Origin of the sequence: Mycolicibacterium neoaurum (assembly GCF_036946495.1) — a bacterium.
GTDB lineage: Bacteria > Actinomycetota > Actinomycetes > Mycobacteriales > Mycobacteriaceae > Mycobacterium > Mycobacterium neoaurum_B.
Window position 1 is genome coordinate 260,375 of sequence record NZ_JAQIIX010000002.1, and the last position, 25,231, is coordinate 285,605.

Consider the following 25,231-nt stretch of genomic DNA (forward strand, 5'->3'; position numbering starts at 1 on the left):
CAGGGCCGGTCTACACGACGACATACTTCGCGGAGGGAGACAACATGACCGCCAAACCACCGGTGGTGGACCAGGACACCTGGCGCACGGCGTTGGAGGATCTGCGCCGACGGGAGAAGGCCGCCACCCGCGAGCTCGACGCCGTCGCCGCCCAGCGGCGCCGACTGCCGATGGTCAAGCTGCCCGAGTACGTCTTGACCGGTGCCGACGGTCCGATACGGCTGGCCGACGTGTTCGCCGGGAAGTCACAGCTGATCACCTACCACCACATGTGGAGCGACGGGGCGCAGTGGCAGTGCGGCGGGTGCACCGGTTTCACCTCGCAGTTCACCCGGCTGGATTTCCTGGACAACTACGACGCACGCTTCGTCATCGTCACCAACGGGCCGATCGAGGAAGCGCTGGCCTACCGGGACCGGGTCGGTAACGCGATGGAGTGGTACTCCGCGGCCGGCACCAGCTTCGGTGCCGATGTCGATGCCGCGCCCGGGGAGGGTTTCGCGGTGAATGTCTTCATGCGCGACGGGGATACGGTCTATCGCACCTGGCACACCAACGGCCGTGGTACCGAACAACTCAGCCATTCTTTTGCGCTGATCGACCTGTTGCCATGGGGCAGGCAGGAGGAGTGGCTGGACTCCCCCGCAGGTTGGCCGTCGCGTCCGACATACTCCGGATGGTTGGACAGCCCCGATATCGCACGTCTCTACGGAAAGGGTTCCGCGCAGTGAGCACCACCGAGCGTTATGTCGTCACCCGCACCATTCCCGCCGCACCGCAACGCGTCTTCGCCGTGCTGTCCGATCCGGCACGTCACCAGGACACCGAACCGAGCGACTGGGTGCGCGACGCGGTCAGCCAGGATCCCATCACCGAGGCCGGTCAGATCTTCGTGGTCAACATGTTCAAGGATTTCGTCGGCGGGCACTACGTGATGCACAACCTGGTGACCGATTTCGAGCAAGACCGCAGGATCGGTTGGCGGCCAGGCCAGCTCGGCGAAGCGGGTGAGCATCAACCCGGTGGATGGTCGTGGCGTTACGACCTGGCCCCCAACGGGGCAGGCACCGATGTCACCATCACCTACGACTGGTCGGGCACACCGCAGAGCTTCCGTGACCGGATCGGCAGCATGCCGCCGTTCGGGCCGCAGTACCTCGAGCAGTCCCTGGCGGCGCTGGAGGACGCGGTCCGCTAGGTGCTGGCGTTGCCGGCCTTCCACTGCGACCACGGGATGTTCCAGTCCCCGAGTCCGTCGGTGCCGGGAAGCACCGAACCGACCGTGCCCACGACCTCGACGATGTCACCACGTTTGGTGTTCTCGTAGAACCACTGGGCGTTGGCGGTGCTGACGTTGAGGCAGCCGTGGCTGACATTGCTGTAGCCCTGGCTGCCCACCGACCACGGGGCCCCGTGCACGTAGATGCCGCTGTAGGACATCTGCGTGGCGAAGTCCACCTCGGTGCGATATCCGTTGGGCGAGTTGACCGGAACGCCGTAGGTCGACGAGTCCATGACCAGTTCGGCGAACCGGTCCCCGATGATGTAGGTCCCGTTGTTGGTCGGGGTGCTGTCCTTGCCCATCGAGATCGGCATGGTCTTGATGACTTCGCCGTTGCGCCGGACGGTCAGCGTCTTGGTCGAGTCGTCGGCCGTCGCGATCAGCTGGTCGCCGATGGTGAAGTCGGTGCCGGCGTTGTCCTGCCCGAACAATCCGTCGCCCAACTCGACGCCGTAGGTGTTGACGGCCACCTCGACCTTGGTGCCGGGCTTCCAGTATTGAGCTGGGCGCCAACGGACTTCGCGGTTGTTCAGCCAGTAGAAGGCACCTTCGACCTTGGGTGTCGTGGTGACCTTGATGGCCTGCTCCGCGGCGGCCCGGTTGGCGATGTTCTCGTCGAAGCGGATGGCGATGGGCTGGCCGACGCCGACGACCTCGCCCTTGTTGGGCAGCACGTAGGGCATGGTCAGGTTCTTCGGTGAGTGCGTTTCGAAGGTCATCTGCGTCGACGCCGCGCCGGCCAACCCCTGGGAGCTGGCCGTCAGCGTATAGCTGGCGTTGTAGTCCAGCGGATCGGTGGTCGACCAGGTCAGCCCGTCCTTGCTGAGCTGACCGGCCACGGCCGAGCCGTTCTCGTCGACGAGGTTCACCGACCCGAGCACGCCGCCCTCGGTGCTCACCGTTACCGGCTCTTCGACGGTCACCCCGACGGCGCCATCGGTCACCGAAGCGCTCAGCTTGGGCACCAGCAGATCCCCGAAGGGCGTGCCCTTGTCGGCGATAGTCCGCGGTTGTTCGGGGGCCTGTTGAGAGCTGCACGCGCTCAACGCGAGGCTGGCCACCAGCCCCACTGCGATCGCGGTCCCCCACGTCCTTGCTCGACGCACGCCCACCCGCGGCGAATCCTGCACCATCTTCCAGCCCCACCTCATGCCACGGACCCGCTGGGTCACAAACTTCTTGGCGATAGTCTAAGGGAAACCACCGACAACCGGCCGTCCGACGAGCGCATAAACCGGCTCTGTAATGCGGATTTCACCTCTGCGCGCCGGTGCTGTTATTGTTTCACCCGCGCGCCGTTAGCTCAGTTGGTAGAGCAGCTGACTCTTAATCAGCGGGTCCGGGGTTCGAAACCCTGACGGCGCACCACCGCAAAGGCCCTGCTTCGGCAGGGCCTTTGTAGTTTGAGGGCGAGTCGTTTCGGGGCGAGTAGTTTCGGGCGAGTCGTCGGCGCACGTCGTCGGGACCCCGGGCGCTCAGCGCCCCCCGCGCAGCGCCCGGCTGATCCTGGCCGCCGCGTCGCGGACCTTCACCCCGAGATCGTCGAAACGTTCGGCGCAGATGCGGCTGGACGGCCCGGATACCGACAGCGCGGCCACCGGCCCGGAGGGTCCGATGATCGGGGCGCCGAGGGAGGAGATGCCGACCGAGAGCCCGCCCTCGTTCACCGAGTACCCCCGTTCGCGGATCTCGTTGACCACCTTGCGGATCCGGTCCGGGTCGGTGAGCGTGTCCGGCGTCTGGGCCGCAAGCGGTCCGGACAGGTAGCGATCGACATAACCCGGGTCGCACGCGGAGAGATAGGCCAGCCCGGTGGCCGAGGCGTGCAGCGCGATCCGCTCACCGAGCGCCAGGAACGCACGCAACCGGTGCGGGGTGTCCAGGCGCTCCACCAACACCAGTGAGTCCCCGTCGGGCGCGGCGAGGTGGACAGTCTCGGTCGTCGCCAACTGCAGCTCGTTCATCACCGGCAGCGCGATATCGCGCAGGCCCTCCCCGCCGCCGGCGCGGCCGACGACCGCCACCACGCGGTAGGTCAGCTGCCAGCGGGTCGGGGTGGTGTCCGTCGGCCGTAACCAACCCACCTCCTGCAGGGTGAGCAGTGTCCGCTGCACTGTGCTCTTGGGCAGTTCGACCCGGCGAGCCAGGTCGGAGAGCCCCACCGGCTGCGCCTCGGCGACGGCCTCGAGTACCCGAAACGCCGTCACGACGCTTTCTGTGGCCATGGTTGCCTCCTCGCGTTGATGTGAGTTAGGTTACAGCCGTTCGGTCTACTAGGCGAACCATTGGTCCATTCTACGGACCGATGTCAATACCCAACGACCAAAGCCAACAGGAGGTGCTCGCCGTGACGGCACAACTGGTCGCCCTCGGGATCTTCATCGCGGTGTTCGCGATCGCCGCCATCCGCAACGTCAACATCGGCATCGTCATGTTCCCCGTCGCCTGCGTGGTGGGGCTCTGGCTCGCCGACCTGAGCCTGAACCAGGTCATCGGCGAGTTCCCGCTGAGCATCCTGGTGCTCCTGGTCGGGGTGACGTACTTCTTCGGTATCGCGCACAGCAACGGCACCATCGAGTGGCTCATCCAGGCCTCGTTGGCGCGGGTGGGCAACCGCGACGCCCTCTTCCCCGCAGTGTTCTTCGCGCTCACCGCTGTCATCTCGGCGATGGGTGCGCCGCTCGGCGGCCTGGTGATGGCGCCGATGGGCATGAGCATCGCGCACAAGCGCGGCATCGACCCCATGTTGATGGCCCTGGCCATGGGCGCCGGGCTGAGCGCCGGCGCGTTCGCGCCCACCAGCCTCTTCGGCATCATCACCTGGGGCACCGCCAACGAAGCCGGTATCGCGTTGAGCCCGCTGCTGCTCTTCGGTGTCGCGCTGGCACTGAACCTCGTCCTGCTCGCGGTGGCCTACGTGATGTTCGGCCGCAAGAAGGTGATCACCGCCCAGGCCCCTGCCTTCAGCGAGGCCATGGTCGCCCGCGGTGCGGCCCTGCCCCAGTACGGCGGCTCCACACTGGATATCGGGGACGGCGACGCCCCCGACGACGAGCTGCCCGCCCCCGAACGTCCCACCGGCATGCAGATGTTGACCATCGCCATGATGGTGGTGCTCGTCGGCGCGGTCGTGGTGATGTCATTGATGGGCCTGACACCCGATATCGGGGTGCTCGGCTACGGTTTGGGCGCCGTCGCCGCCCTGCTCGACGCCTCCTCGGGCAAGAAGGCGATGAGCCGGATCGATTGGGGCTCGGTGCTTCTGGTCGGCGGCATCATCACCTACGTCGGTGTGCTGACCGAGATGGGCGTGGTCGACATGCTCGGTGAGGGCGCCGTACATCTCGGCTCACCCCTGGTGGCCGCGGTGCTGCTGTGCGCGGCGGCCGGGCTGATCTCCGCCTTCGCCTCCACCACCGGCATGCTGGCCGCCCTTGTGCCGCTGGCCCTTCCGTTGATCGCCGACGGCGGCATACCCGGCTGGGCGTTGATCTGCGCCATCGGCGTATGCGCGTCGATCGTCGATGTCTCCCCGTTCTCGACCGTCGGGGCGACCTATGTGGCGACCACCGTCGATGAGGACGCCCGGCCCCGGATGACCAAGCTGCTCACCCGGTGGGGCCTGTCGATGGTGGTGGTCGGACCGGTGGTCCTGACGCTGGTGCTCATCGTGCCCGGGATGGTCTTCTCATGACCGCACCCCTGCTGCGGGCGTTGCTCGACGACGACCTCGCCGACGATGACCGGATGATCACCGTCGACGGACAATCGTTGTCGCGCAGACGACTTCGTGACATCGCATCGACCTTCGGCGCCGAGCTGCGCGCCGGCGGTCCGGCCCCAGTGGTGGCCGTCGATGCCGAACCGACGCTGCGCACCGTCGTGGCGGTCACCGGCTGTCTGCTCGCCGGCGTTCCGGTGGTCCCGGTGCCACCGGATGCCGGTCCGGCCGAGGTGAACCACATCCTGGCCGATTCGGCGGCCACCGTGTGGGTCGGCAATCCACGCCAGGGCGTCGAGCTGCCCGTCGTCGTGCCCGACCACGACCGCACACCGCCCGGGCCACTGGAACCTGTTGACTCGCAACAGGTTGCGATCATCCTCTACACCTCCGGAACGACCGGCGCGCCCAAGGGTGTGCTGTTGAGCCACCAGGCGATCGCCGCCGGCCTGGACGGCCTCGCACAGGCCTGGGCGTGGACATCGGCGGACACCGTGGCGCACGGCCTTCCGCTGTTCCACACCCACGGCCTGATCCTCGGCGTGCTGGGATCACTTCACATCGGCTCGCGCCTGGTCCACACCGGCAAACCGACCCCGCAGCGTTACGCCGAGACCGCCGCCACCATGTACTTCGGCGTGCCGACGGTCTGGACGCGCATCACCCGCGACGAGCAGTTCGCCACGGCGCTGTCCTCGGCGCGACTGTTGGTCAGCGGCAGCGCACCGTTGCCGGTGCCGGTGTTCGAGCGGCTGCGCGAGTTGACCGGGCACGCCCCGGTCGAGCGGTACGGCATGACCGAGACCATGATCACGCTGAGCACCCGCGCCGATGGTGAACGACGCCCGGGCTGGGTGGGCCTGCCGATCACCGGTGCGCAGACGCGCCTGCGTGCCGATGACGGCAGCCCGGTCCCCCACGACGGCGAATCGATCGGCCGCCTCGAGGTCCGCGGTCCCATGCTGTTCGACGGATACCTCAACCTCCCCGAGGTGACGGCGTCGTGCTGGACCGAGGACGGTTGGTTCGTCACCGGCGACCTGGCCGCGATCGATGAGCGCGGCTACCACCGCATCGTGGGTCGGGAATCGGTGGACCTGATCAAATCCGGCGGCTACCGGATCGGCGCCGGGGAGATCGAGACCTCGCTGCTCGGCCTGCCCGAGGTCGCCGAGGTCGCGGTGATCGGTGCGCCCGATGACGACCTCGGACAGCGCATCGTCGCCTTCGTCGTCACCGACTCCCCGACCGCCGGCGATGCGCTGGCCGAGGAACTCATCGCCCACGTCGCCGAGGACCTGTCCTGGCACAAGCGTCCGCGCGAGATCCGATTCGTCTCCGCCCTGCCGCGCAACGCGATGGGCAAGATCCAGAAGAAAGCACTGATGTGAGCACCCAGGCACCTGTCGACCATTACGCCCGCCACCTCGGCATCGTCGTCGAGAACTTCGACAACGGTTCGGCGACCGCATCGCTGACCGTGGGCCCGGAACACCTGAATCCGCACGGCACGGCACACGGCGCACTGTTGTTCAGCGTTGTCGGCGCCGCGCTGGCGGCCGCGGCGAACAACTCCACCCACAGCGGCGTGGTCAGCTCGATCCATATCGACTATCTGGCCCCGGCACGCGAAGGCGACGCGCTGGTGGCCTCTGCCGCGGTCGACGAGCGGCTTGCCCGGGAGGACATCTTCGTCGTGCGACTCGTGACCGCCGCCGGCGCCACCGTCGCCCGCGCGACCGGCAGGGCCACCCGCCGCGCCAGGTAATTCACTCGCGCCGCAAATGGCCGATAAAGCACGCGCAACACGACACGCCGTGCAAGAATTCAATCCGTTATCGAATTGCAGTGTCCGCTATATTATTTCCCGCTCCGTAAATAAAGTGGCTTGATTCGACGAATTGAAATTTCCCGGCCGAATAGCGGCCGGTGGCGCAGTGAAGATCCGCCGGGGTACCGGGAAGGAGCGGGATGGTGCGCTCGACTCGAACACCTGCTCGCCCATTGCTGCTCTCCGTTCTGGCACTGTCCTGCCTGGGCACCGCCGCCTGCGGCATCCGGGTCGAGAACATCGCCGCGCCGGTGCAGCTCCCCGCGGCGACCGGAACGTCGGCGCTGCGCGATCCGGCCGCAAGCGTGATATTGACACCCTGCATTCCGGGTGAGGGGCGACCGCACGCCGTTTCCGACATCGGTGTCATGCTCCTCGGCACGGACCTTTATGCCGTCGATTGCGAACACCGCGTCAATTCCGGCACCGTTGCGACAACGCGTACCGATAACGGTGTCAACGCCGATCTCGCGATCACCGACGAATTGGTCAGCGCGGTGTTGGTCGGCACCGGCGGATTCGGTTACCAACCGGTCATCGGATTGTCGGGCTGACACCGTTGCCGGTGTTGCGGCCAGTCTGCACACCGTCGTCGAACGACAGCGTCATCCAAAGCGCGCCGAATGTGCTGGGATCGTGCCACCCCGCGCAGTTCGTGACCTGCGGTGGCACCGCGAAGCGAGTTACTGAAGGCAAAAACCCTGGTCGGCGCCGCGAAAACTAGCAAACACAGCTACCGCGATCATGCTAGTCTCAAGTTAGCTGACTTCCGCGAGATCGGGTGTCAGCTATGTGTCGGGGGACGAAACGAGGTATTAGCTGATGCCGAGCGATAGCGCATCAAGGCCGGCGGCCGCCGCAACCGAGGCCGCCGCAGCCATCGAGAGCGCCGTGGATGTCATCAGTTGCAGCCGCCTCGGCCGTACCGCCAATCCGCCGACCCGGTCGTTCCTGGACTGGTGGCGGTCGCGCCGCAACCGCTACGACGCCGTCAGCGGCGCCTGATCCCGCGGATCACCAGCACCACCACGACCGCGCCGACACCGGCCAGCGACACCAACACCGGCGGCTTCGTCACAAACGCCACGACCTTTGCCTTGGCATCGTCGGCGAGACGCTGCGGATTCGCGCGCACGGCCAGTGAGTCCACCGTCGCGGCCAGCTGATCACGAGCCTGGTCGATGTCCTTCTTGATCGCCTCGGGATCCCGATCAGCCACTGTGTCCTCCATGTCGTCGGCGTACCGAATTACCCTAGAGCAGCCGGAGCCGACCACGTTGCCCCGGTCGCGAAAGAAAGGCACATCCACTCATGGCACAGACCCCTCGGCTGGCAGTCGGCGACAAGGCACCCGCTTTCAGCCTTCCGGACGCCGACGGCAACACCGTTGCGTTGTCCGACTTCGCGGGCCGCAAGGTGATCGTGTACTTCTACCCAGCCGCGTCCACCCCCGGCTGCACCAAGCAGGCCTGCGATTTCCGGGACAACCTGGCCGAACTCAACGAGGCGGGTCTGGACGTCGTCGGCATCTCGCCCGACAAGCCCGAGAAACTGGCCAAGTTCCGAGATGCCGAAGGCCTGACCTTCCCGCTGCTGTCGGATCCGGACAAGAAGGTGCTGACCGCCTGGGGCGCCTTCGGCGAGAAGAGCATGTACGGCAAGACCGTGCAGGGCGTCATCCGCTCGACGTTCCTGGTCGACGAGAAGGGTGTCATCGAGGTGGCGCAGTACAACGTCAAGGCCACCGGTCACGTCGCCAAGCTGCGCCGCGACCTATCTGTGTGAACCCAGGGCCTCAAGGAACAGCGCCTCCGATACCGCGGCGCGTTCCAGCACGCCAAGGTCCAGGCTCTCGTTGATGCTGTGAGCCTGGGTGCCGGGATCCTCCACTCCGGTGACAAGGATCTCGGCATCCGGGAAGGCCGCGGCGAACTCGGCGATGAACGGGATCGACCCGCCCATGCCCATATCGATGGGTTCGCGACCCCACGCGGTCCGGAACGCCCGCCGCGCCGCCTCGTACACCGGTCCGGTGGCGTCGATGGCGTAGGGCTGACCGACATCACCTGGGGTCACCGTGACCCGGGCTCCCCACGGCGCGTGCGCCTGCAGGTGTCGGGTCAGCGCCGCGAGGTGTTCGCGAGCGTCTCCGCCGGGGGCCACCCGCATGCTCACCTTCGCCCGGGCGCTGGGCACCAACGTGTTCGACGCCTTGGCGATCGGGGTGGTGTCGATGCCGATCACGGTGATCGCCGGGCGCGCCCACATCCGTTGCACCACCGGACCCGAACCGATCTGCTGCACCCCGTCGAGCAGTCCGGAATCCGCGCGCACCCGTTCGTCGCTGAACTCGACCTCGGCGGCCGCGGCTTCATACAGTCCCTCGACGGCGACGTTGCCCTGGTCATCGTGCAGGCTGGCCAGCAGCCGCACCAGCGCGCTGAGCGCATCGGGCACCACCCCGCCCCACAGCCCGGAGTGCAGACCGTGGTCCAGCGTCGATACTTCCACCACACAGTCGGCCAGGCCGCGCAGTGAGACCGTCAGCGCCGGGATGTCGACCGCCCAGTTGTCGGAGTCGGCGATGACGATGACGTCGGCGGCCAGCAGATCGCGGTGGGCGGCCAACAGGGCCGGTAGAGATGGCGAGCCGGATTCCTCCTCGCCCTCGACGAACACCGTGACCCCCACGGGCAGGTCGTCACCGAAGGCGCGGATGGCCGCCAGATGTGTTGCGATACCGGCCTTGTCGTCGGCGGTTCCGCGACCGTAGAGCCGACCGTCGCGTTCGGTGGGTTCGAACGGCGGCGAGTGCCACTGCGCCGCGTCACCCTCGGGCTGCACATCGTGATGGGCGTACAGCAGCACCGTCGGCGCACCCTCGGGTGCCGGGCGACGCGCGATCACGGCGGGTGCGCCGCCCTCGGCGACAATCTGGATATCGCCGAAACCGGCTTGGGACAACAACTTCGCCGTCAGCTCGGCGCTGCGGTGCACCTCGGGCCTGCGGGCGGGGTCCGCCCACACCGACTCGATGCGGACCAGATCCTCCAGATCGGCCCGCACCGAGGGCAACAGCTCCTTCACCCGGGCCACGAGATCAGTCATGGCACAAGGCTAGCCCGCGGCCGCCGCGCACGAGCGACCGCGAGACCTCACGCCGGCGCAACGTTTCCTGCACCGACACGGCGACTCGCGCACCTGGCCTGGCCTACCAGGCTTCAGCCAGTTCGCGCCCCGGCCGTTCGTCACTGAACCTGCGTAGGTCTCACACGCCGTTTACGTACAACGCTTCAGCTTCACACGGTCCACCCGTAGCCAGACTGAAACCACGTAGGGACGAGTGACCGCGGGGGGAGGTCCAAGCCGCCGGTACGGCCGCTGACCGCGAACCGACACCCAGCGGCGGTGTGTCCTGTGCCGACCTGCACGCTCGCGCAGATCAGGCTTCCAGGATGGCCACCGCCGCAGCGGTATCCGCCTCGTGGGTCAACGACAGGTGGATCGTCACGTCCTTGAGGTGCTCGGCGATCGCACCGGTCAGGCGCACCTTCGGCCTACCCCACATATCGGTGACCACCTCGATATCGCGGTGGATCCCCTCAGGCAGCATCGGCCGCTTGGAGAACCGCGACCCCGACCAGGCCTTGATCACGGCTTCCTTGGCCGCCCACCGCGCCGCGAGGTGACGCGCCGCCGACGAACTCTTGTCCGCGGCGTCGCGCCTCTCCCCCGGTGTGAACGTCTCGGCGAAGACCGTCCCCGGCTGGTCGACCTGCTCGGCGAAATCCGGTATCGAGACCAGGTCGATCCCTACTCCAACGATGCCCATTCCGGAAACGGTATCCGACGTCGGCTCGCTCACTTCGCGTAGTGGTTGTCAGCGCCCAGGCGAGCCTCGGGATCGAGCAGCATCGCCGCTTCCTGAGGCTTCTCCGGGCCGTCGCCGCCGAAGCGCCGATCGGCAGGCTTCTCGTACAGCGCGGGTCCGCCCGCGATGGCCGACGCCAACCGGTGCTGACCGTCCAGCACGCGGGCGTTCGCCCGGGCCTGGTAATCGGCCCGCTGATCGGCGGGCAGGGCCGCCAGCAGCGCCTGCGGGTGCACCAGCGCCACCAGACCGGACACGTGCCCGAAGCCAAGGCTGGTCACCAGGCCTGCCTTGATCGGGAACTTCTCACCGAGGTGCAGTGCCTCGCGCAACCACACGAAGTGCTTGGCGTGATCGAGCTCGCTGTCGACGCAATCCAGGCTGCGGTTCGGCGGGATGACACCGTCACGCAGGATCTGGCACAGGCCCATCATCTGGAACGCCGCCGCACCGCCCTTGGCGTGCCCGGTCAGGCTCTTCTGGCTGACCACGAACAGCGGCGCGCCCTTGGACCTCCCCATCGAGGCGGCAAGCCGCTCATGCAGCTCGGTCTCGTTGGGATCGTTGGCCAGCGTCGAGGTGTCGTGCTTGGAGATGACCGCGATGTCATCGGCACCGACACCCAGTTTGGCCAGTGACCGGGCCAACCGGGACTGCGTGCCGCCGAGACCGGATGCCAGCGCACCGAGCCCGGGAGCCGGGATCGAGGTGTGCACCCCGTCGCCGAAGGAGGACGCATAGCCCACCACGGCGAGCACCGGCAGACCCATCTGCACCGCGAGGTCACCGCGGGTCAGCAGAATCGTTCCACCACCCTGGGATTCGACGAAGCCGAGGCGACGACGATCGTTGGCGCGGGAGAACTTCGAATCGCTGATCCCCTTGGCGCGCATGACCTCGGTATCGGCGGTGGCCGACATGTCACCGAAGCCGGTGACGGCCTCCAGCGTCAGGTCGTCGTAGCCACCGGCGACCACGAAATCGGCCTTGCCCAACTGGATCTTGTCGACACCCTCCTCGACCGACACCGCCGCCGTCGCACACGCCGCAACCGGGTGGATCATCGAGCCGTAGCTGCCGATGTAGGACTGCACGACGTGGCCGGCGAAGACGTTCGGCAGCACCTCCTGCAGGATGTCGTTCGGCTTGCTCTGACCAAGCAGGTTGCCGTGGAACATCCGCTGCATGGACGTGAGTCCACCGATACCGGTGCCCTGCGTGCAGGCCACCAGACTCGGATGCACCCAGCGCATCAGCTCGGCCGGGGTGAAGCCCGCCGTCAGGAACGCGTCCACCGTGGTGACCAGGTTCCACAACGCCAGGCGGTCCACCGAGCTGGCCATGTCCTGGCTCACGCCGTACACGGTCGGGTCGAACCCGGTCGGCACCTGGGCGCCGACGGTGCGGGACATCTTGGCCTTGCGCGGCACCCGGATCTCGGTGCCCGCCTTGCGGGTCACCTGCCAGTCGCCGCTGTTGGGGACCGGCGCGATCACGGTGTGTTCCGGATCCGACTGGGCGAAGGCGCGGGCGTCGCTCTCCGAGGACACCACGAAGCTGAAGTCCTTGTCGAGGAACACCGAAACCAGCAGCGGCGTCGTGTGATCCGCGGTGATGGCCCCGTCGTCGATGAACTCGCGGATGCCGACCTTGGCCACCACGGCGTCGTGGTAGCGCTCGACCAGTTCGGATTCGTCGACCAGGTCACCGGTCTCGGTGTCGTACCAGCCCGGCTTGGGATCGTCCTCCCACTTGACCATTCCGGTGGTCCAGGCCAGCTCCAGGACGCCGGCCGCGGACAGCTCGCCGTCGACCTCCATCTCGAAGCGGGTCCGCGACGAACCGTACGGGCCGAGTTCGGCACCACCGACGATGACGACCATGTCGGCCGGATCGACGTCCAGATCGTCCCAGGCCGGAGCCGGGGCCGCCTGGTAGCCGCGCGGCGGCGAGGGCAGCGCCCGGATGGTTCCGGCCTCGTCCTCGTCATCCTCGTCGGAGCCGGCCGAAGCCATCTCCTCACGAGCCTTGGCGGCCAGCTCGGCCATGTCGATCTCGATCTCACCGAGGCCGCCGGTCATGTCGACCTGGATCGGCTCACGCGCGGCGGCGACCTTGGAGTTGATATCGCACAGCGACAACAACATCGAGGCCATCTCGTCGGTCGTGTAGGTGGTCAGGCCCGCCTCTTCGACCGCGCCGACGATGGCGTCGTTGTGACCCATCAGACCGGTGCCCTTGGTCCAGCCGATCAGCGCGTGCGCCAGCGAAACCCGCTGGCTCCACGAGGATTCGGCCTTCCACCGGGTCACGACGGCGTCGAGGGCGGCCTTGGCCTCGCCATAGGCGCCGTCTCCGCCGAACATGCCGCGGTTGGGCGAACCCGGCAGCACGACGTGCAACCGCGAGGCGATATCACGCTCGGAGCCGATGTGCGACAGGCCGGCGATGAGTCGCTGGACGGCCCACAGCAGGACCTTCATCTCCATCTCGGAGCGCGCGCCCGCCTCCGACAGGTCCCCGCTGACCCGCGGTGCGGCGAACGGGAACAGCAGCGTCGGGTTCTGCGCGTCCTTGAGGTGGATGGCCTTGGGCCCGAGGTTCTCGGTCTGCTCGTTGCCGACCCATTCGACCAACGCGTCGATATCGGCGTAGGAGGCCATGTTGGCGGGCAGCACCCACAGCGTCGCGTTGAAGCGTGCGCTGTCGCGATACAGCTTGCGGTAGAACGCCAACCGGTCGTCGTCCAGCCGTGAGGTGGTCGCGATCACGGTCGCACCACCGGCGAGCAGTTGCGACACCACGGATGCGGCGATCGAGCCCTTGGAGGCACCCGTCACGACGGCCACCTCGTTGGCATAGCCACCCTTGTCGGGGTTCTCCGCACCGGCGGCGGCCCGGCCGTACAGGGCCGCGTGGACGTTGCGGCCGGCAGCCAGGGCCTTGCCCTGCCACCAGCTGGCCTGGGTGCCGACGACGTTGCCCGCACCCTCGAAGCGCTCGGAGAGTCGCTGCCAGTCGGCGTCGATCTCACTCTCGTCGAGCAACCACAGCCGGGCCAGATCCTCACGGGCGCTTGCCCACCGGTCGTCGAACACGACGGCCTTGCGGGCGTCGAACACCGGCGAGACCAGACGCGGCCAGTCCGATCCGAGTTCGGTGGTCACCAGGTCGATCAGATCGGCGTCGCTGACGGTCTCCGGCGCGCTGACCGGGCTGTCGAGCCCCAGCTGGCCAAGGATGGTGCGGGCCGCGTTGGCCAGCACCCCGTTGGGCCCGGTGACCTGCTCGGCGAACTCACCGAGAGCGGCCGAGTCCACCACGCCACCACCGGCGGCGCCCGAGGACGGCAGGCTGACCGGGATGCCCTTGCGTGCACCCACCGCGGCGACCGCGGCATCGATCACCTTGTCGACCGAGGCCGCATCGGCCAGGGCGCCCTCGTGCAGGCCGCCCATGTTGCCACCGCGGACGCTGGAGCCCTCGCGGGTGCCCAGCGCCACCTCGGCGGTCACGTGCTTGGCCCAGCCCGGTCCCAATTCCCAAGTCTTGGCGACACGTTCGGCGATATAGGCCGGACGCTTGCCCGACGGACCGAAAACCGTCCGCAGCTGATCGTTGATCGAGTCCGACAGCACCGGACCGAACGGCTTGTAGGTGCGGGCCAGCTTGGTCACCTGCGCCTTGAGGCCGGACAGATCGGCCTCGGCGGCACCGTCGATGGCACCGAGGTTCAGCTCGGAGCCCAGGTCCACCAGCATCTGGTTACGACGCGAGGACGCACCGTCGGTGATCGACTCGATGGAGTCCAACGGTTCGATCTGGTCGATGCGCATCTTGGCGGCCAGCGCGATGAGCACCAGCGTGGCATCGGCGGCGTCGAAGGCGATGTCGTCCGGACGCGGTCCACCCGACGGCGCGGCCGCGGGAGCCGGAGCGGCGGCCGGCGCCGCTGCCGCGGGCGCCGCCTCGGGCGCCGAGGCAACCGCGGGGATCTCCTCGACCTCGGGCTCGGGATCGGTGTCGGTGGCGAACAGCACCGCGGCGTCGCGCTCGGCGTTGAGCACCTCGGTGGTGTTGTGCGAGTACTCCGGCAGCTTCAGCGTGTTGGTCGCCAGGCCGGCCACCGTCGGCGCGGTCTTGACGCCGATCTCGACGAACCGTTCGACGCCGAGGCCGCCGGCGGCCTCCTCGATGAACAGCAGATCCTGGGTCTCGATCCAGCGCACCGGGCTGGCGAACTGCCAGGCCAGCAGCTCGATGACGACCTTGCGCATCAGCTCACGCGGACGCTCGTTGCGCCAGGTGTCGTAGTCGGCGAGCACCTCATCCAGCGGCTCGGCGGGCACCAGATCACGGATCTCCTGGATGAAGTCACGATCCAGCGTGAACGGACGCGGCACCAGGTTGGGGATGTACTTGCCCACCAACAGTTCCGGGTCGGCATCGGTGGGCATGACCCGCTCCAGCGAGCGCCGGAAGTCGGCGACGCCGACACGCAGCACCTCGGAGTGGAACGGCACGTCGATACCCGGAACCAGGATGAACGACCGCTTGCCGCCGCTGATCTCGCGACGCCGCTCGATCTCCTCCTCCAGGGCCTCCAGGCCGCGGACCGTACCGGCGATGGCGTACTGCGAGCCACGCAGGTTGAAGTTCACGATCTGCAGGAATTCCCCGGTGCGCTCGGAGATCTCGGCGACGAAGGCGGTGACGTCGTCATCGTCGAGGTCGATCTGTGACGGCCGGATCGCGGCGAGCCGGTAGTTGGACCGGCCCTTCTCGTCACGGGGCACGATGTCGTGCATCTTGGAGCCGCGGTGGAACACGACCTCCAGCAGCGCCGGCAGTTCGTAGACGCCAGAAACACAGGCCAGCGCGGTGTATTCACCGACTGAGTGACCGCAGGCGATGGCGCCCTCGACGAAGGCACCCTGCTCACGCATCTCGGCGACCTGAGCGGCCGCCACGGTGGCCATGGCGACCTGGGTGAACTGCGTCAGGTACAGCACGCCCTCGGGGTGGTGGTAGTGCACACCGGAGGCGATCAGGCTGGTCGGGTTGTCCTTGACCACGTGCAGCACCGAGAAGCCCAGTGTGTCGCGGGTGAACTTGTCGGCGGTGTCCCACACCTTGCGGGCGGCCTTGGACCGGGCCCGGACCTCCATGCCCATGCCCTTGTGCTGGATGCCCTGACCGGGGAAGGCGTACACCGTCTTCGGCGCGGCCAGCTGCGCCGAGGCGGCCATCACCAGGTCGCCACCGACCTTGGCGGTCACCTCGATGATCTCCGCGCCGCGGTCGATGCCGACCCGGTCGACGCGGAACTCGATCTCGTCGCCGGGCAGCACCATGCCGAGGAAACGAGAGGTCCAGCCCACCAGGCGGGCGGGCGGAGTGGCGCGACCGTCGGTGGCGGTGACCACGTGCTGCGCGGCGGCCGAGAGCCACATGCCGTGCACGATCGGCCCCTTCAGCCCGGCGAGAAGCGCTGCGGCGCGGTCGGTGTGGATCGGGTTGTGGTCGCCGGAGACCACGGCGAACGCGCTCATATCGGTGGGCGCGGTCATGGTGACGTCACGACGGCGACGACGCGGGGTGTCGGTCGCGTTGTCGGTCATCGCACCACCGGCGCGAATCGGATCCTCCAACTCGACGGCGCCGGTGCGGCCACGGATGGCGAAACGCTCGACCAGACGGGCCAATTCGGTGCCCTCGGAGTCGCTGATGACGACCTCGACCGGCACGACACGGCCGACCTCGGTGTCGATGGCCGCCGAAGCCGTTGCGGTGACCGTCAATTCGGCGGCATCCTTGGGCATCGGCGCCAGCAGGTGGGCGGCGTGATCCAGGTGCACCAGGCTCAGCAGGCCCTCGATCACCGGGAAGCCGGCCTCGGTGACCGCGGCGCCGATGGTGGCGAACACCGCCGGCCAGCACTTGCCGACCAGGGCATCGGGAACCAGGGTCAGCCCGGGGGCCAGCGGGGCGCCGAAGGTGGCGGTGACACCGGTGTGGTCGGCGACCTCCTCGGGATCCCAGCCGACGGTGACGGTGGCGGTGTTGTCCACGACCGCGGGCAGCGCGTCCACCCCGTCGACACCGGCGGCGATGGCCAGCACGGCGCGCATGGCCGCGGCGGCATCCTCGGTGGTGACGACCGGCATACCACCGTTGACGGTGGCGGCGGGCAGCGTGAGCTTGATGTCGATCCAGATATCGCTCAGCGGAACGCTCAGCGTCACACCCTCATCGGTGAGCTCGAGGCGTGACCCGGTGGAAGGGTGCGTCGCGGCCCGGTTCTCGTTGACCTGCCATTCCCCTGGGGCGCCGATCCGGTGCACCGGGTTGATCGCGGTCCGGCCCGCCCACAGCACATCGGGCGAATCCAGCACCACGGCAATGGGTCCGGTGGCACCGGGGTTGGCCTGCCGCCGCGAGACGACCGGAACCGGGGTGGCGCCGGAGGCGACGACCTCGTCGATGGCGGCCTGCTCGAAACGGTCGAGCAGTTCACCGACGGGCTCGTCGACGCGGGTGATACCCGCGACGGCGGCGGTGCCGGGGATGATGCAGACCTGGTCGGCGGTGTAGCGGGCGTCATGTGCCTGCCACAGCGAATCGCTGCGCCACCAGCGGCGGACGTCCTTGTCGATGACCGGCACGAAGTTCACCGGCTTGCCCGGGGTCTTGCACAGCGTGACGAAGAACGGGACGTCGGCCGGGTGCAGCTTGAGCGTCTCGGCGTCCGGGTACCGGTTGAGCAGCGTATCGACCGCGGCGGCCGGATGCTCCAGCAGCGCAACACCTTCGGGAGTCTTGGCGAACAAGGTCTCGATCGGGCCGGAATCCTTGGGATGCAGGCGGGCCTCGGCGCGCTTGAGCATCTCCTCGAACCGGTCACGCCAGGTGATGTCCAGCCACGGCGAGTCCTCGGACTTGGTGTCCGCGGTCGAGTCTCCGTCACCGATGGCCAACTCCACGTAGCGGTCCAGCCACTGCAGGTAGGTCATATCGGCCAGGTCACCGAAGTACGGCTTGGCGGTGTCGGCCATAGCGGCGATGATCTCGTCGCGGCGTTCGGCCACGGCGTCGGCATCGCCGGCGACCTCGTCGAGCAGCCGCCCGCAGCGCGACGCGGTGTTGTCGATCTCGTGAATGTCGGCACCGAGCTGGCTGCGCCCGGATGCCATGCCGCCCTGGGCCTTTCCGGCCCCCACCCAGACATCGGTGCCCTTGGTGTCGACGAGCAGTTGCTTGACCGCCGGGGACGTGGTGGCCTCAAGGGTGGCCATCGCGGCGGTGCCGACGAGGATGCCGTCGACCGGCATCAGCGGGAAACCGTAGCTCTGCGACCAGCGGCCGGCCAGGTAGTCGGCGGCCCGCTCGGGGGTGCCGATGCCGCCACCGACGCAGATGGTGATGTTGGACAGCTTGCGCAGATCGGCGTAGGTGCTCAGGAGCAGATCGTCGAGGTCCTCCCACGAGTGGTGACCACCGGCGCGGCCGCCCTCGATATGGGCGATGACGTCCTTGTCCGGCACCTCGGCGGCGATCTTGATGACCGACTTGATCTGGTCGACGGTGCCCGGCTTGAACACCACGTGGGTGATGCCGATCTCGTTGAGCTCCTCGATCAGCGCGACGGCCTCGTCGAGTTCGGGGATGCCGGCGGTGACAACGACACCATCGATGGGCGCCCCGGACTGGCGCGCCTTCTGCACGATGCGTTTACCGCCGAGCTGCAGCTTCCAAAGGTACGGGTCCAAGAACAGCGAGTTGAACTGGATGGCCCGGCCCGGTTCCAGTAGCTGGCTCAGCTCCGCGACGCGATCCTCGAAGATCTTCTCGGTGACCTGGCCGCCACCGGCCAGCTCGGCCCAGTGGCCGGCGTTGGCGGCCGCGGCGACGATCTTGGCGTCCACGGTGGTCGGGGTCATGCCCGCCAGCAGGATCGGCGACCGGCCGGTGAGACGGGTGAACTTGGTGGACAGTTTCACCGAGCCGTCGGGCAGGGTGACCGTCGACGGGGCGTAGCTGGTCCACGGGGCGGGCACCTCGGGCACGGCGCCCACGGTGAACAGGCTGCGCTGGCCCGCGCGGGTGGCGGCGGGCACGATGCCCATGCCGAGTCCACGGATCACCGGCGCGGTCAGCCGGGTGACGGTGTCGGCGGGGCCGAGATCGATGATCCAGCGCGCGCCCGCGGTGTGCAGGGCCTCGACGTCGGCGACCCAGTCGATCGGGTTGACGAAGATGGACTCCGTCATCGCATGAGCGAGTTCGGTGTCGATTCCGATCTTGGCGGCCCAACGGTCGACCAGCGCGACGCCGTCGGCCAGGCGCGGGGTGTGGAAGCCCACCTCGACCTGGATGGGATTGAAGACCGGAGCGAACACCGCGCCACCGCGCAGCTTGTTCTTGCGCTCGGCCTCTTCCTTCTCGGTGATCTTCGAGCAGTACAGCTCGAAGCGGCCGAGCTGCTCGGGCGTACCCGTGATGACCACCGAGCGGCGGCCGTTGCGGATCGAGAGCACCGGGGGCAGCACGGTGCGCACGTCGGTCGAGAAATCTTCGAGCAGTTCGGCGATCCGGTCCGGGTCGACGTTGGTCACCGAGACCATCGGCGACTTGTCACCGCGGCCGACCATGCCGCGCCGGCGCGAGACCAGCGAACCGGCGGCACCGATCAGCTGCAGCAGAGCGAGCAGCTCCGCGTCGCGGGTGCCCTTCGCCTTGAGCGACTCGACGCCCAGGATGCCCTGGGAATGCCCCGCCATGGCGACCGGCGGGGTGCCCATCAGGTCGAGGCCCTGACGGGTCAGCGCACGGATGGCGGCCATCTGGGTCAGCAGGATGCCGGGCCCGGAGATGGCGGCGGTGGTGAGCTGCTTGGTGTCGGGCAGCGGCTCCTCGGCGGCCAGCGCGCGAACCCACTGCAGCGGCTCGAAGCCGATCGGGCGGACGACGACGAGCTCCCTGGCGACGGGCTCAAGCAGCAGCGCCGCCTCGCCGACGAGTTCGCTCAGCTCGGACTCGATGCCCGCGGAGCTGACCAGCTCCTCCAGGCTCTCCAGCCAGGCGCCGCCCTGTCCGCCGAATGCCACGGCATACGGCTCGCCGGCATTGAGCAGATCGACCAGAGCGTGTGCGCCACCCAACGAACCATCCTTCGAGCCGTTCTTACCGGCTGTCACCCTGTCGTGTTCGTTGATCGTCACGTCGTGTTCTCTCCCTCGGTGCAGTCTTTGTCGCACTCACGCTTGTCGTACCCGTGTGCCGCGCCGTCGCGGCGGGAAGCGGATCGGTCCCCCGCGGTCCGATTCGTCCTGTGGTCTGTGTGGCGATTCAGCTCTGAATCGCCGGCGGGCCGGTGTACGTCCGGGGCTGTCCGGGTATCGAAGGATCCGGTCCTGGACGTGTCCGACGGCCAATCCCGCCCCACTAAGAGTGTCATAAGGATCGGGGTCGTTTTTCGCGTTCAAATGGTTACTGGCGAGTTCTACGCTCGGGTAACCAGATGTCGGGTAACGACGGTCACAACAGTGTTCAAACGCGTCCGGGACAAACGTCCTGCATGCGGGTGGTTACGGTCGAGTAGCTATAACTTCCCAGATCAGCGCGATGCCGTTATCAAATCGTTATCTAAGAATTCCGTGGTCTCCGCCACTGCGCGGCGCGCCGATGGGCAAGCCCCGAAAGAGACACCCTGGCCAAAAGTGTCTATTGTCGCGATCCAGCGAGTTTGCCGAGTTTGCTGAAAATTATTACTGATCGGTAAGTTTTGGTCCGCGCCCGGACGCGGTCGCCCCCGCTTCGGCCACCCGCTCACGCATCAGCCGCTCCACCCGCCCGACCACCAAACCGATCAGATCCTCGGGACTGACGACGCCAGGAACGGCCAGGCGCCAGCCTGTGACAGCGTCGGAAGCCAACGAATCCGCGCTGTCGCGGATGCTCTCGGCGATCGCGGCCACGGCTTGTGCGTACTCACGCGGATCGAGGTGCACATCGCCCGCAGGTTGCCGCGCTCGCAAGATCGCCGCGTCCAGCCCGAGTGCGTCGCCGATATCGCGACCGGCGCGCACGGTCTCGAAGAACTCGGCGATGTGTGCCGAGGTGAAACCCCGCGCGAGCATCCGATTGATGGCCTGCAGCTGACCCAGATGCGCGGCATCGTAATAAGCCGCACGGCCCACCCGGCGCGGTGGATCCAGCAACCCACGTTCGCGGTAAGCGCGAATATTGCGCGCGCTGACCCCGGACGCACGCGCGAGGTCGTGCAGGCGATATTCGGTCAGCGCCAAGCGGCCACCACCGCACCCAAGCCGCCGACAAGCACGGTCATGATCACACTGTAGCGCGCCACCGTGCAGGTTGAGCAAACTGATAAAAGGCTTAGAGACAGCACAGATGTACAACATGGCAACGCGGTGAGAGATGTCACCGGAAAAACATTCGCAATTCATCCCATCAATTTGGGACCATCTACGCAGCCACACTGATACGACCACCCGAGACGACGGAAGGGGCCGGTGCCGTGCGTCCGTGGATCGTCTGGGCCACCGGCCTGCTGGCCTATATCGTGGCCGTGCTCAATCGCACCACCCTCGGCGTCTCCGGCCTCGAGGCGGGCGAACGCTTCCACGCCGGGCCGAGCGTGCTCTCGACATTCGTGGTGCTTCAGATCATCGTCTACGCCGCCGCCCAGGTTCCCGCCGGAGTGTTGCTGGACCGCTACGGGTCCAAGGTGTTGATCATCTCCGGGGCGGCTCTCATGGCGGGTGGGCAGCTCGCCATCGCGCTGACCCAATCCCTTCCGATGGCACTGACCGCCCGCGCCATCGTCGGGCTCGGTGATGCCATCACCTTCATCTCGGTGCTGCGTCTGGTGCCGCACTGGTTCCCCGCGCGGCGGGTGCCTCTGCTGACCCAGCTCACCGGCATCAGCGGTCAATTCGGCCAGGTGCTCTCGGCCGTGCCGTTCCTGGCGCTGCTGGGCATCGCCGGGTGGACCTCGGCATACCTGTCGGTGGCGGCCTTTGCCGTGCTCGCCTTGGTGCTGGCGGCAGCGCTGATCCGCAACACCCCGGACGGCCGGCCGGCCACCACATCTGCCTTGAGCGTCCGGGCCACCCTGGCCAACGTCCGCACCGTCTGGCTGCGTCCAGGTACTCGACTGGGTTTCTTCACCCATATGGGCACCCAGTTCTCGGTGACCGCCTTCGCCCTCATGTGGGGCGTCCCCTATGTCACCACCGCGCAGGGCCAGACCCGCGGCATAGCCGGCATGCTGTTGACCATCTCGGTCCTGACGGCCGTCGCCGCCGGGGTGGTGCTCGGCCTCCTGTGCGGCCGATTCCCGCACCGTCGATCCCGATTCGTGCTGGCGATCATCGGTAGCAACGCCGCCATGTGGACGATCGTGCTCGCCACGCCCGGTCAGGCACCGTTGTGGCTGTTGGTCATCCTCGTCGTGATCATCTCCGTCGGCGGGCCCGGCTCGATGGTCGGTTTCGACTTTGCCCGCACCTTCAATCCCAGCGCCACGTTGGGCACGGCACAGGGCATGGTCAACATGGGCGGCTTTCTGGCCTCCCTGATGCTGATGCAGGCCATGGGCTGGATCCTCGACGTCGCGGGCGGCTACTCCCCCGAGTCGTTCCGGCTCGCCTGGACTGTTCAGTACGTGGTGTGGGCCGTCGCGGTGATCGGCATCCTGGTGACCCGGCGCAAGACCCGGCGGCAGCTGGGTCTGCAGGGCGACGCCTCCGATCGATGGTTGCTGGAAACCTTCGATCCCGAGCCGACCGACATCAGCCGCTGATCCGCGCCGCCACTGCCGCCGTGGTGTGCCGGTGCCCGACCGTCTCATGGCCGACGACCACCACGACCGGCGCCAGCGTGGTCACCAGCAGGCATACCGCGATGGGTACACCGGACGCCGCGAGCGCGATAGAACCTGCCAGCACCACGCTGGCCAGCAGGCTGAGCATCAGATGCACTCGGCTGGTGGCCCGCAACATCAGCACGTGCAGCAGGTAGACCAGCCAGATGTAGACCGCCACCGGAATCGCCACGGTCGCCACGCAGGCCGCCGACCCGAGCTCGGAGTGCTCCTCCAGGTAGTAGGCGGCGAGGTGCAGACCGGCACCGGTGCCGACGATCGCACCGAACAACACGATGGGCAGATAACCGAACCAGAACGACGTCTCACGGTGCGCGTGCAAGAGCTCCCCTGCGGGCACCATGAAGTACATCCACCACATGCCGAATGTCAGCCCGACGCCGGCGACGGCGACCAGGATCGCCTCGGTGCTCCAGCCGTGGTCGGACACCACCGCGGTCAGGGTCGCCACCGTGCCGACCACACCCTCGCCGAGCGCGATGATGGCCATCAACCCGTACCGCTCGGCGATGTGGTGGGCGTGCCACGGTGTACCGCCGGCGCGACGTTCGGCCACCACCGGTCCGGCCATCTCGAAGAGCGTCAGCGCGAGCACCAGCACACCCGTCACCAGCAGCCCGGTGTGCAGGAGAATCACTGCGATCCAACCGATCTGGGCGACCGAGATGATCGCGGCATAGGTCAGGCAGGCCCGCCGTCGCGCCGGATCCTGGCGCGCCGCCCGCAACCATTGCGCCACCATGGCCACACGCATGACCACATACCCGGCCACCATCACCACGTTGTCGACGTGGCCACCGTGCTCCAACGAGGCGAACATGGCGGGCAACCCGAGCGCCAGGATCAACACGCCGACCATCTGCAGCATGGTCGTCAGCCGGTACACCCAGTCATCGGTGTCGTAGGCCGACGCGAACCAGGTGAAGTTGATCCACGCCCAGCACACCGCGAAGATCGCGAAGGCGAATCCGGCCAGCCCCGCACCGACGTGACCGGCGGCGAACGCATGGGCGAACTGCGACGCCGCGACGCCGAAGGCGATGACGAACGTCAGGTCGAACAACAGCTCGAGCGGGGATGCCACCCGGTGCGATTCGTGTGGATCACGCCCGGACATGACCGCTATGCCGCGCGGCCGCCCATCGGCAGTGCTCACCGCAGATTCCCCCTCCCACCGGCGCGCGCCGGTCACCGATAAGATTCAACACGCTAGCGTGGGCGCGTGCCCCCGACCGTTGACGATGCCACTGCCGTCGGCGTCGTGCTGGCCGCAGGCATCGGCTCACGTGTCGGCGCCGACGGCAACAAGGCCTACCTGACGCTGGCCGGCAGACCGATGCTGGCCTGGTCGGTGCGCGCGGTGGCCGATACCCCGGAGATCGGCCGGGTGATCCTGGTCTACCGACGCGGTGAGTTCGATATCGCCGAGGCGATGGTGCACGCTCAGATCCCCGACCGCCGGGTCGAACTGGTCGAGGGCGGCGATACCCGGCACGAATCCGAGTTCAACATGCTCTGCCATATCGCCGCCGATATCGAATCCGGGTCCGTGGACGTCGTTCTCATCCATGACGCCGCGCGTCCACTGGCCGGACCGGAGATGATGCGCGCGGCCCTGGACACCGCGCGGCGCTTCGGCGGTGCGGTCCCGGGAATCGACGCGGTCGGTCTGGCCAGGGTGGACACGGACGGTCTGCATCCGCTCGCCGAATCGGTGGTGCGGGTACAGACCCCTCAGGCATTCCGCGCCGAGCCTCTTCTGGCCGCCTACCGACGCGCCGACGCCGAGGCCTTCGACGGCACCGACACCTCGGCCTGTGTACAGCATTTCACCGATGCCGATGTCCGCGTATTTCCCGGTGCGGCAAGCAATCTCAAGGTCACGTATCCGCCGGACATCCGGCTGGCCGAGCACCTGCTCACCGGCAGGCGATAACGGCTTCCAACAGCGCCGCGTCCGCGGGCAGCTCCGCCGACACCGCGTCGGCGTCGCCGTCGACGATGACCGCCCGCGCCAGGCTGTCGACGGTGACCGGGTCGGCCAGGCGGTCGAGGCGCATCCCCCACGGATACTGCAGCTGCCGCAAGGTGGAGCGGTCCACCGTGGCGGTGAGGGTGCCCCCGGCATCGACGGTCTTCACGGTGTCGGTGACCGGTAGCACCGGCACCACCAGCTCGGCGCCGCGGGCCAGGGCCGCGACCACCCTGTCGATCATGTCCGCCGCCATCAGCGGATGACGACGATCGGCCAGCAGCACGTGGGTGACGTCGCGGCGGCCGGCACGCATCTCGGCCAACGCGCGTCCGGCCAGCGCGAGGCAATCCGCCCGGGTGGCCGAGCCGTCGACGGTAAGGATGTCGACGGTCAGCCCGGCCAGGACCGCATCGATCCGTTCCGCGATCGCCTCGTCGACGACGAGGAGAACCTGCCCGACCACCCGCGACAGCGAGCGCACCATCCGGCACACCGCGGGGTCACCAGCCAGCGGGGTGAGCGCGCCGGATGGGTTCTCCCCCGGTGCGAGCACGATGACGGCGCTGAGTTCCACGGCGGTCAGGGTAGCCCGTTTGCCCAGCGTGATGGCCGGGTAAAGAGCTTGCACGGATCAATGGCGATC

Annotated in this window: 19 protein-coding genes and 1 tRNA gene; 11 read left to right on the forward strand and 9 right to left on the reverse strand. The window is 67.8% G+C overall.

Translation table 11 applies throughout. The features are described from left to right. Positions 1 to 44 precede the first annotated feature (44 nt). Both PGN27_RS06670 and PGN27_RS06675 read left to right on the forward strand, forming a co-directional pair. The gene (locus tag PGN27_RS06670) at positions 45 to 731 is read left to right on the forward strand and encodes a DUF899 domain-containing protein (RefSeq protein ID WP_335325459.1); all 687 of its coding nucleotides are present in this window, start codon (positions 45 to 47) and stop codon (positions 729 to 731) included. Further along, entirely contained in the window at positions 728 to 1,198 is a 471-nt protein-coding gene (locus tag PGN27_RS06675) for an SRPBCC family protein (RefSeq protein ID WP_335325460.1), read from the forward strand. The genes PGN27_RS06670 and PGN27_RS06675 overlap by 4 nt, the downstream gene beginning before the upstream one ends. On the opposite strand, the gene PGN27_RS06680 is transcribed toward PGN27_RS06675, so the two are convergent. Beyond that, entirely contained in the window at positions 1,195 to 2,433 is a 1,239-nt protein-coding gene (locus PGN27_RS06680) for a L,D-transpeptidase (protein ID WP_335325461.1), read from the reverse strand. The two genes, PGN27_RS06675 and PGN27_RS06680, sit on opposite strands and share 4 nt — an antisense overlap. A 141-nt stretch (positions 2,434 to 2,574) precedes the next feature. Here PGN27_RS06680 and PGN27_RS06685 point away from each other — a divergent pair. Next, positions 2,575 to 2,650: transfer RNA gene (locus PGN27_RS06685), tRNA-Lys, on the forward strand. Between the two features lie 107 nt (positions 2,651 to 2,757). Here the strand turns inward: PGN27_RS06685 and PGN27_RS06690 are convergent. Beyond that, the gene (locus tag PGN27_RS06690) at positions 2,758 to 3,507 is read right to left on the reverse strand and encodes an IclR family transcriptional regulator (protein WP_335325462.1); all 750 of its coding nucleotides are present in this window, start codon (positions 3,505 to 3,507) and stop codon (positions 2,758 to 2,760) included. Positions 3,508 to 3,629: 122 nt separating this feature from the next. Here PGN27_RS06690 and PGN27_RS06695 point away from each other — a divergent pair, with 122 nt between their 5' ends. From PGN27_RS06695 to PGN27_RS06715, 5 genes are all read left to right on the forward strand, one after another. Continuing rightward, the gene (locus PGN27_RS06695; RefSeq protein ID WP_335325463.1) at positions 3,630 to 4,976 is read left to right on the forward strand and encodes an SLC13 family permease; all 1,347 of its coding nucleotides are present in this window, start codon (positions 3,630 to 3,632) and stop codon (positions 4,974 to 4,976) included. Further along, positions 4,973 to 6,394 carry an acyl-CoA synthetase gene (locus tag PGN27_RS06700; protein WP_335325464.1) on the forward strand — a complete coding sequence of 474 codons (1,422 nt, stop codon included), beginning with the start codon at positions 4,973 to 4,975 and terminating at the stop codon, positions 6,392 to 6,394. The genes PGN27_RS06695 and PGN27_RS06700 overlap by 4 nt, the downstream gene beginning before the upstream one ends. Further along, positions 6,391 to 6,771: a PaaI family thioesterase gene (locus PGN27_RS06705; RefSeq protein WP_335325465.1), complete on the forward strand. Its 381-nt coding sequence runs from the start codon at positions 6,391 to 6,393 to the stop codon at positions 6,769 to 6,771. Before PGN27_RS06700 ends, PGN27_RS06705 begins: the two co-directional genes overlap by 4 nt. A 203-nt stretch (positions 6,772 to 6,974) precedes the next feature. After that, positions 6,975 to 7,388, forward strand: coding sequence for a hypothetical protein (locus PGN27_RS06710; protein WP_335325466.1), 414 nt, complete (start codon positions 6,975 to 6,977; stop codon positions 7,386 to 7,388). Positions 7,389 to 7,656: 268 nt separating this feature from the next. Continuing rightward, entirely contained in the window at positions 7,657 to 7,839 is a 183-nt protein-coding gene (locus tag PGN27_RS06715; protein WP_335325467.1) for a hypothetical protein, read from the forward strand. Here PGN27_RS06715 and PGN27_RS06720 read toward each other — a convergent pair. Beyond that, positions 7,826 to 8,053, reverse strand: coding sequence for a DUF3618 domain-containing protein (locus PGN27_RS06720; protein ID WP_335325468.1), 228 nt, complete (start codon positions 8,051 to 8,053; stop codon positions 7,826 to 7,828). The genes PGN27_RS06715 and PGN27_RS06720 overlap by 14 nt on opposite strands. Before the next feature lie 92 nt (positions 8,054 to 8,145). On the opposite strand from PGN27_RS06720, the gene bcp reads away from it, so the two are divergent. Next, the gene (bcp, locus tag PGN27_RS06725) at positions 8,146 to 8,619 is read left to right on the forward strand and encodes a thioredoxin-dependent thiol peroxidase (protein ID WP_335325469.1); all 474 of its coding nucleotides are present in this window, start codon (positions 8,146 to 8,148) and stop codon (positions 8,617 to 8,619) included. Here bcp and PGN27_RS06730 read toward each other — a convergent pair. From PGN27_RS06730 to PGN27_RS25715, 4 genes are all read right to left on the reverse strand, one after another. Then, positions 8,608 to 9,942 (reverse strand): dipeptidase, encoded by a 1,335-nt coding sequence (locus PGN27_RS06730; RefSeq protein ID WP_335325470.1) that lies wholly within the window; start codon positions 9,940 to 9,942, stop codon positions 8,608 to 8,610. The genes bcp and PGN27_RS06730 overlap by 12 nt on opposite strands. 334 nt (positions 9,943 to 10,276) lie before the next feature. Continuing rightward, complete coding sequence (acpS, locus tag PGN27_RS06735) at positions 10,277 to 10,666, reverse strand: holo-ACP synthase AcpS (RefSeq protein WP_019511614.1); 390 nt, start codon at positions 10,664 to 10,666, stop codon at positions 10,277 to 10,279. A gap of 29 nt (positions 10,667 to 10,695) precedes the next feature. Beyond that, positions 10,696 to 19,926, reverse strand: a complete 9,231-nt coding sequence (locus PGN27_RS06740) for a fatty acid synthase subunit beta domain-containing protein (protein ID WP_418888558.1) — start codon at positions 19,924 to 19,926, stop codon at positions 10,696 to 10,698. A gap of 546 nt (positions 19,927 to 20,472) precedes the next feature. Further along, positions 20,473 to 21,012 (reverse strand): MerR family transcriptional regulator, encoded by a 540-nt coding sequence (locus tag PGN27_RS25715; protein ID WP_418888559.1) that lies wholly within the window; start codon positions 21,010 to 21,012, stop codon positions 20,473 to 20,475. Positions 21,013 to 21,245: 233 nt separating this feature from the next. On the opposite strand from PGN27_RS25715, the gene PGN27_RS06750 reads away from it, so the two are divergent. Further along, positions 21,246 to 22,532 carry an MFS transporter gene (locus tag PGN27_RS06750; RefSeq protein WP_335325471.1) on the forward strand — a complete coding sequence of 429 codons (1,287 nt, stop codon included), beginning with the start codon at positions 21,246 to 21,248 and terminating at the stop codon, positions 22,530 to 22,532. On the opposite strand, the gene PGN27_RS06755 is transcribed toward PGN27_RS06750, so the two are convergent. After that, positions 22,522 to 23,730: a low temperature requirement protein A gene (locus PGN27_RS06755; RefSeq protein ID WP_335328650.1), complete on the reverse strand. Its 1,209-nt coding sequence runs from the start codon at positions 23,728 to 23,730 to the stop codon at positions 22,522 to 22,524. The genes PGN27_RS06750 and PGN27_RS06755 overlap by 11 nt on opposite strands. 105 nt (positions 23,731 to 23,835) lie before the next feature. Here PGN27_RS06755 and PGN27_RS06760 point away from each other — a divergent pair, with 105 nt between their 5' ends. Continuing rightward, entirely contained in the window at positions 23,836 to 24,549 is a 714-nt protein-coding gene (locus PGN27_RS06760; protein WP_335325472.1) for an IspD/TarI family cytidylyltransferase, read from the forward strand. Here the strand turns inward: PGN27_RS06760 and PGN27_RS06765 are convergent. Then, a complete protein-coding gene (locus PGN27_RS06765) occupies positions 24,533 to 25,216 on the reverse strand; it encodes a 2-C-methyl-D-erythritol 4-phosphate cytidylyltransferase (protein ID WP_335325473.1) in 684 nt (227 codons plus the stop codon). The two genes, PGN27_RS06760 and PGN27_RS06765, sit on opposite strands and share 17 nt — an antisense overlap. Positions 25,217 to 25,231: the final 15 nt, after the last annotated feature.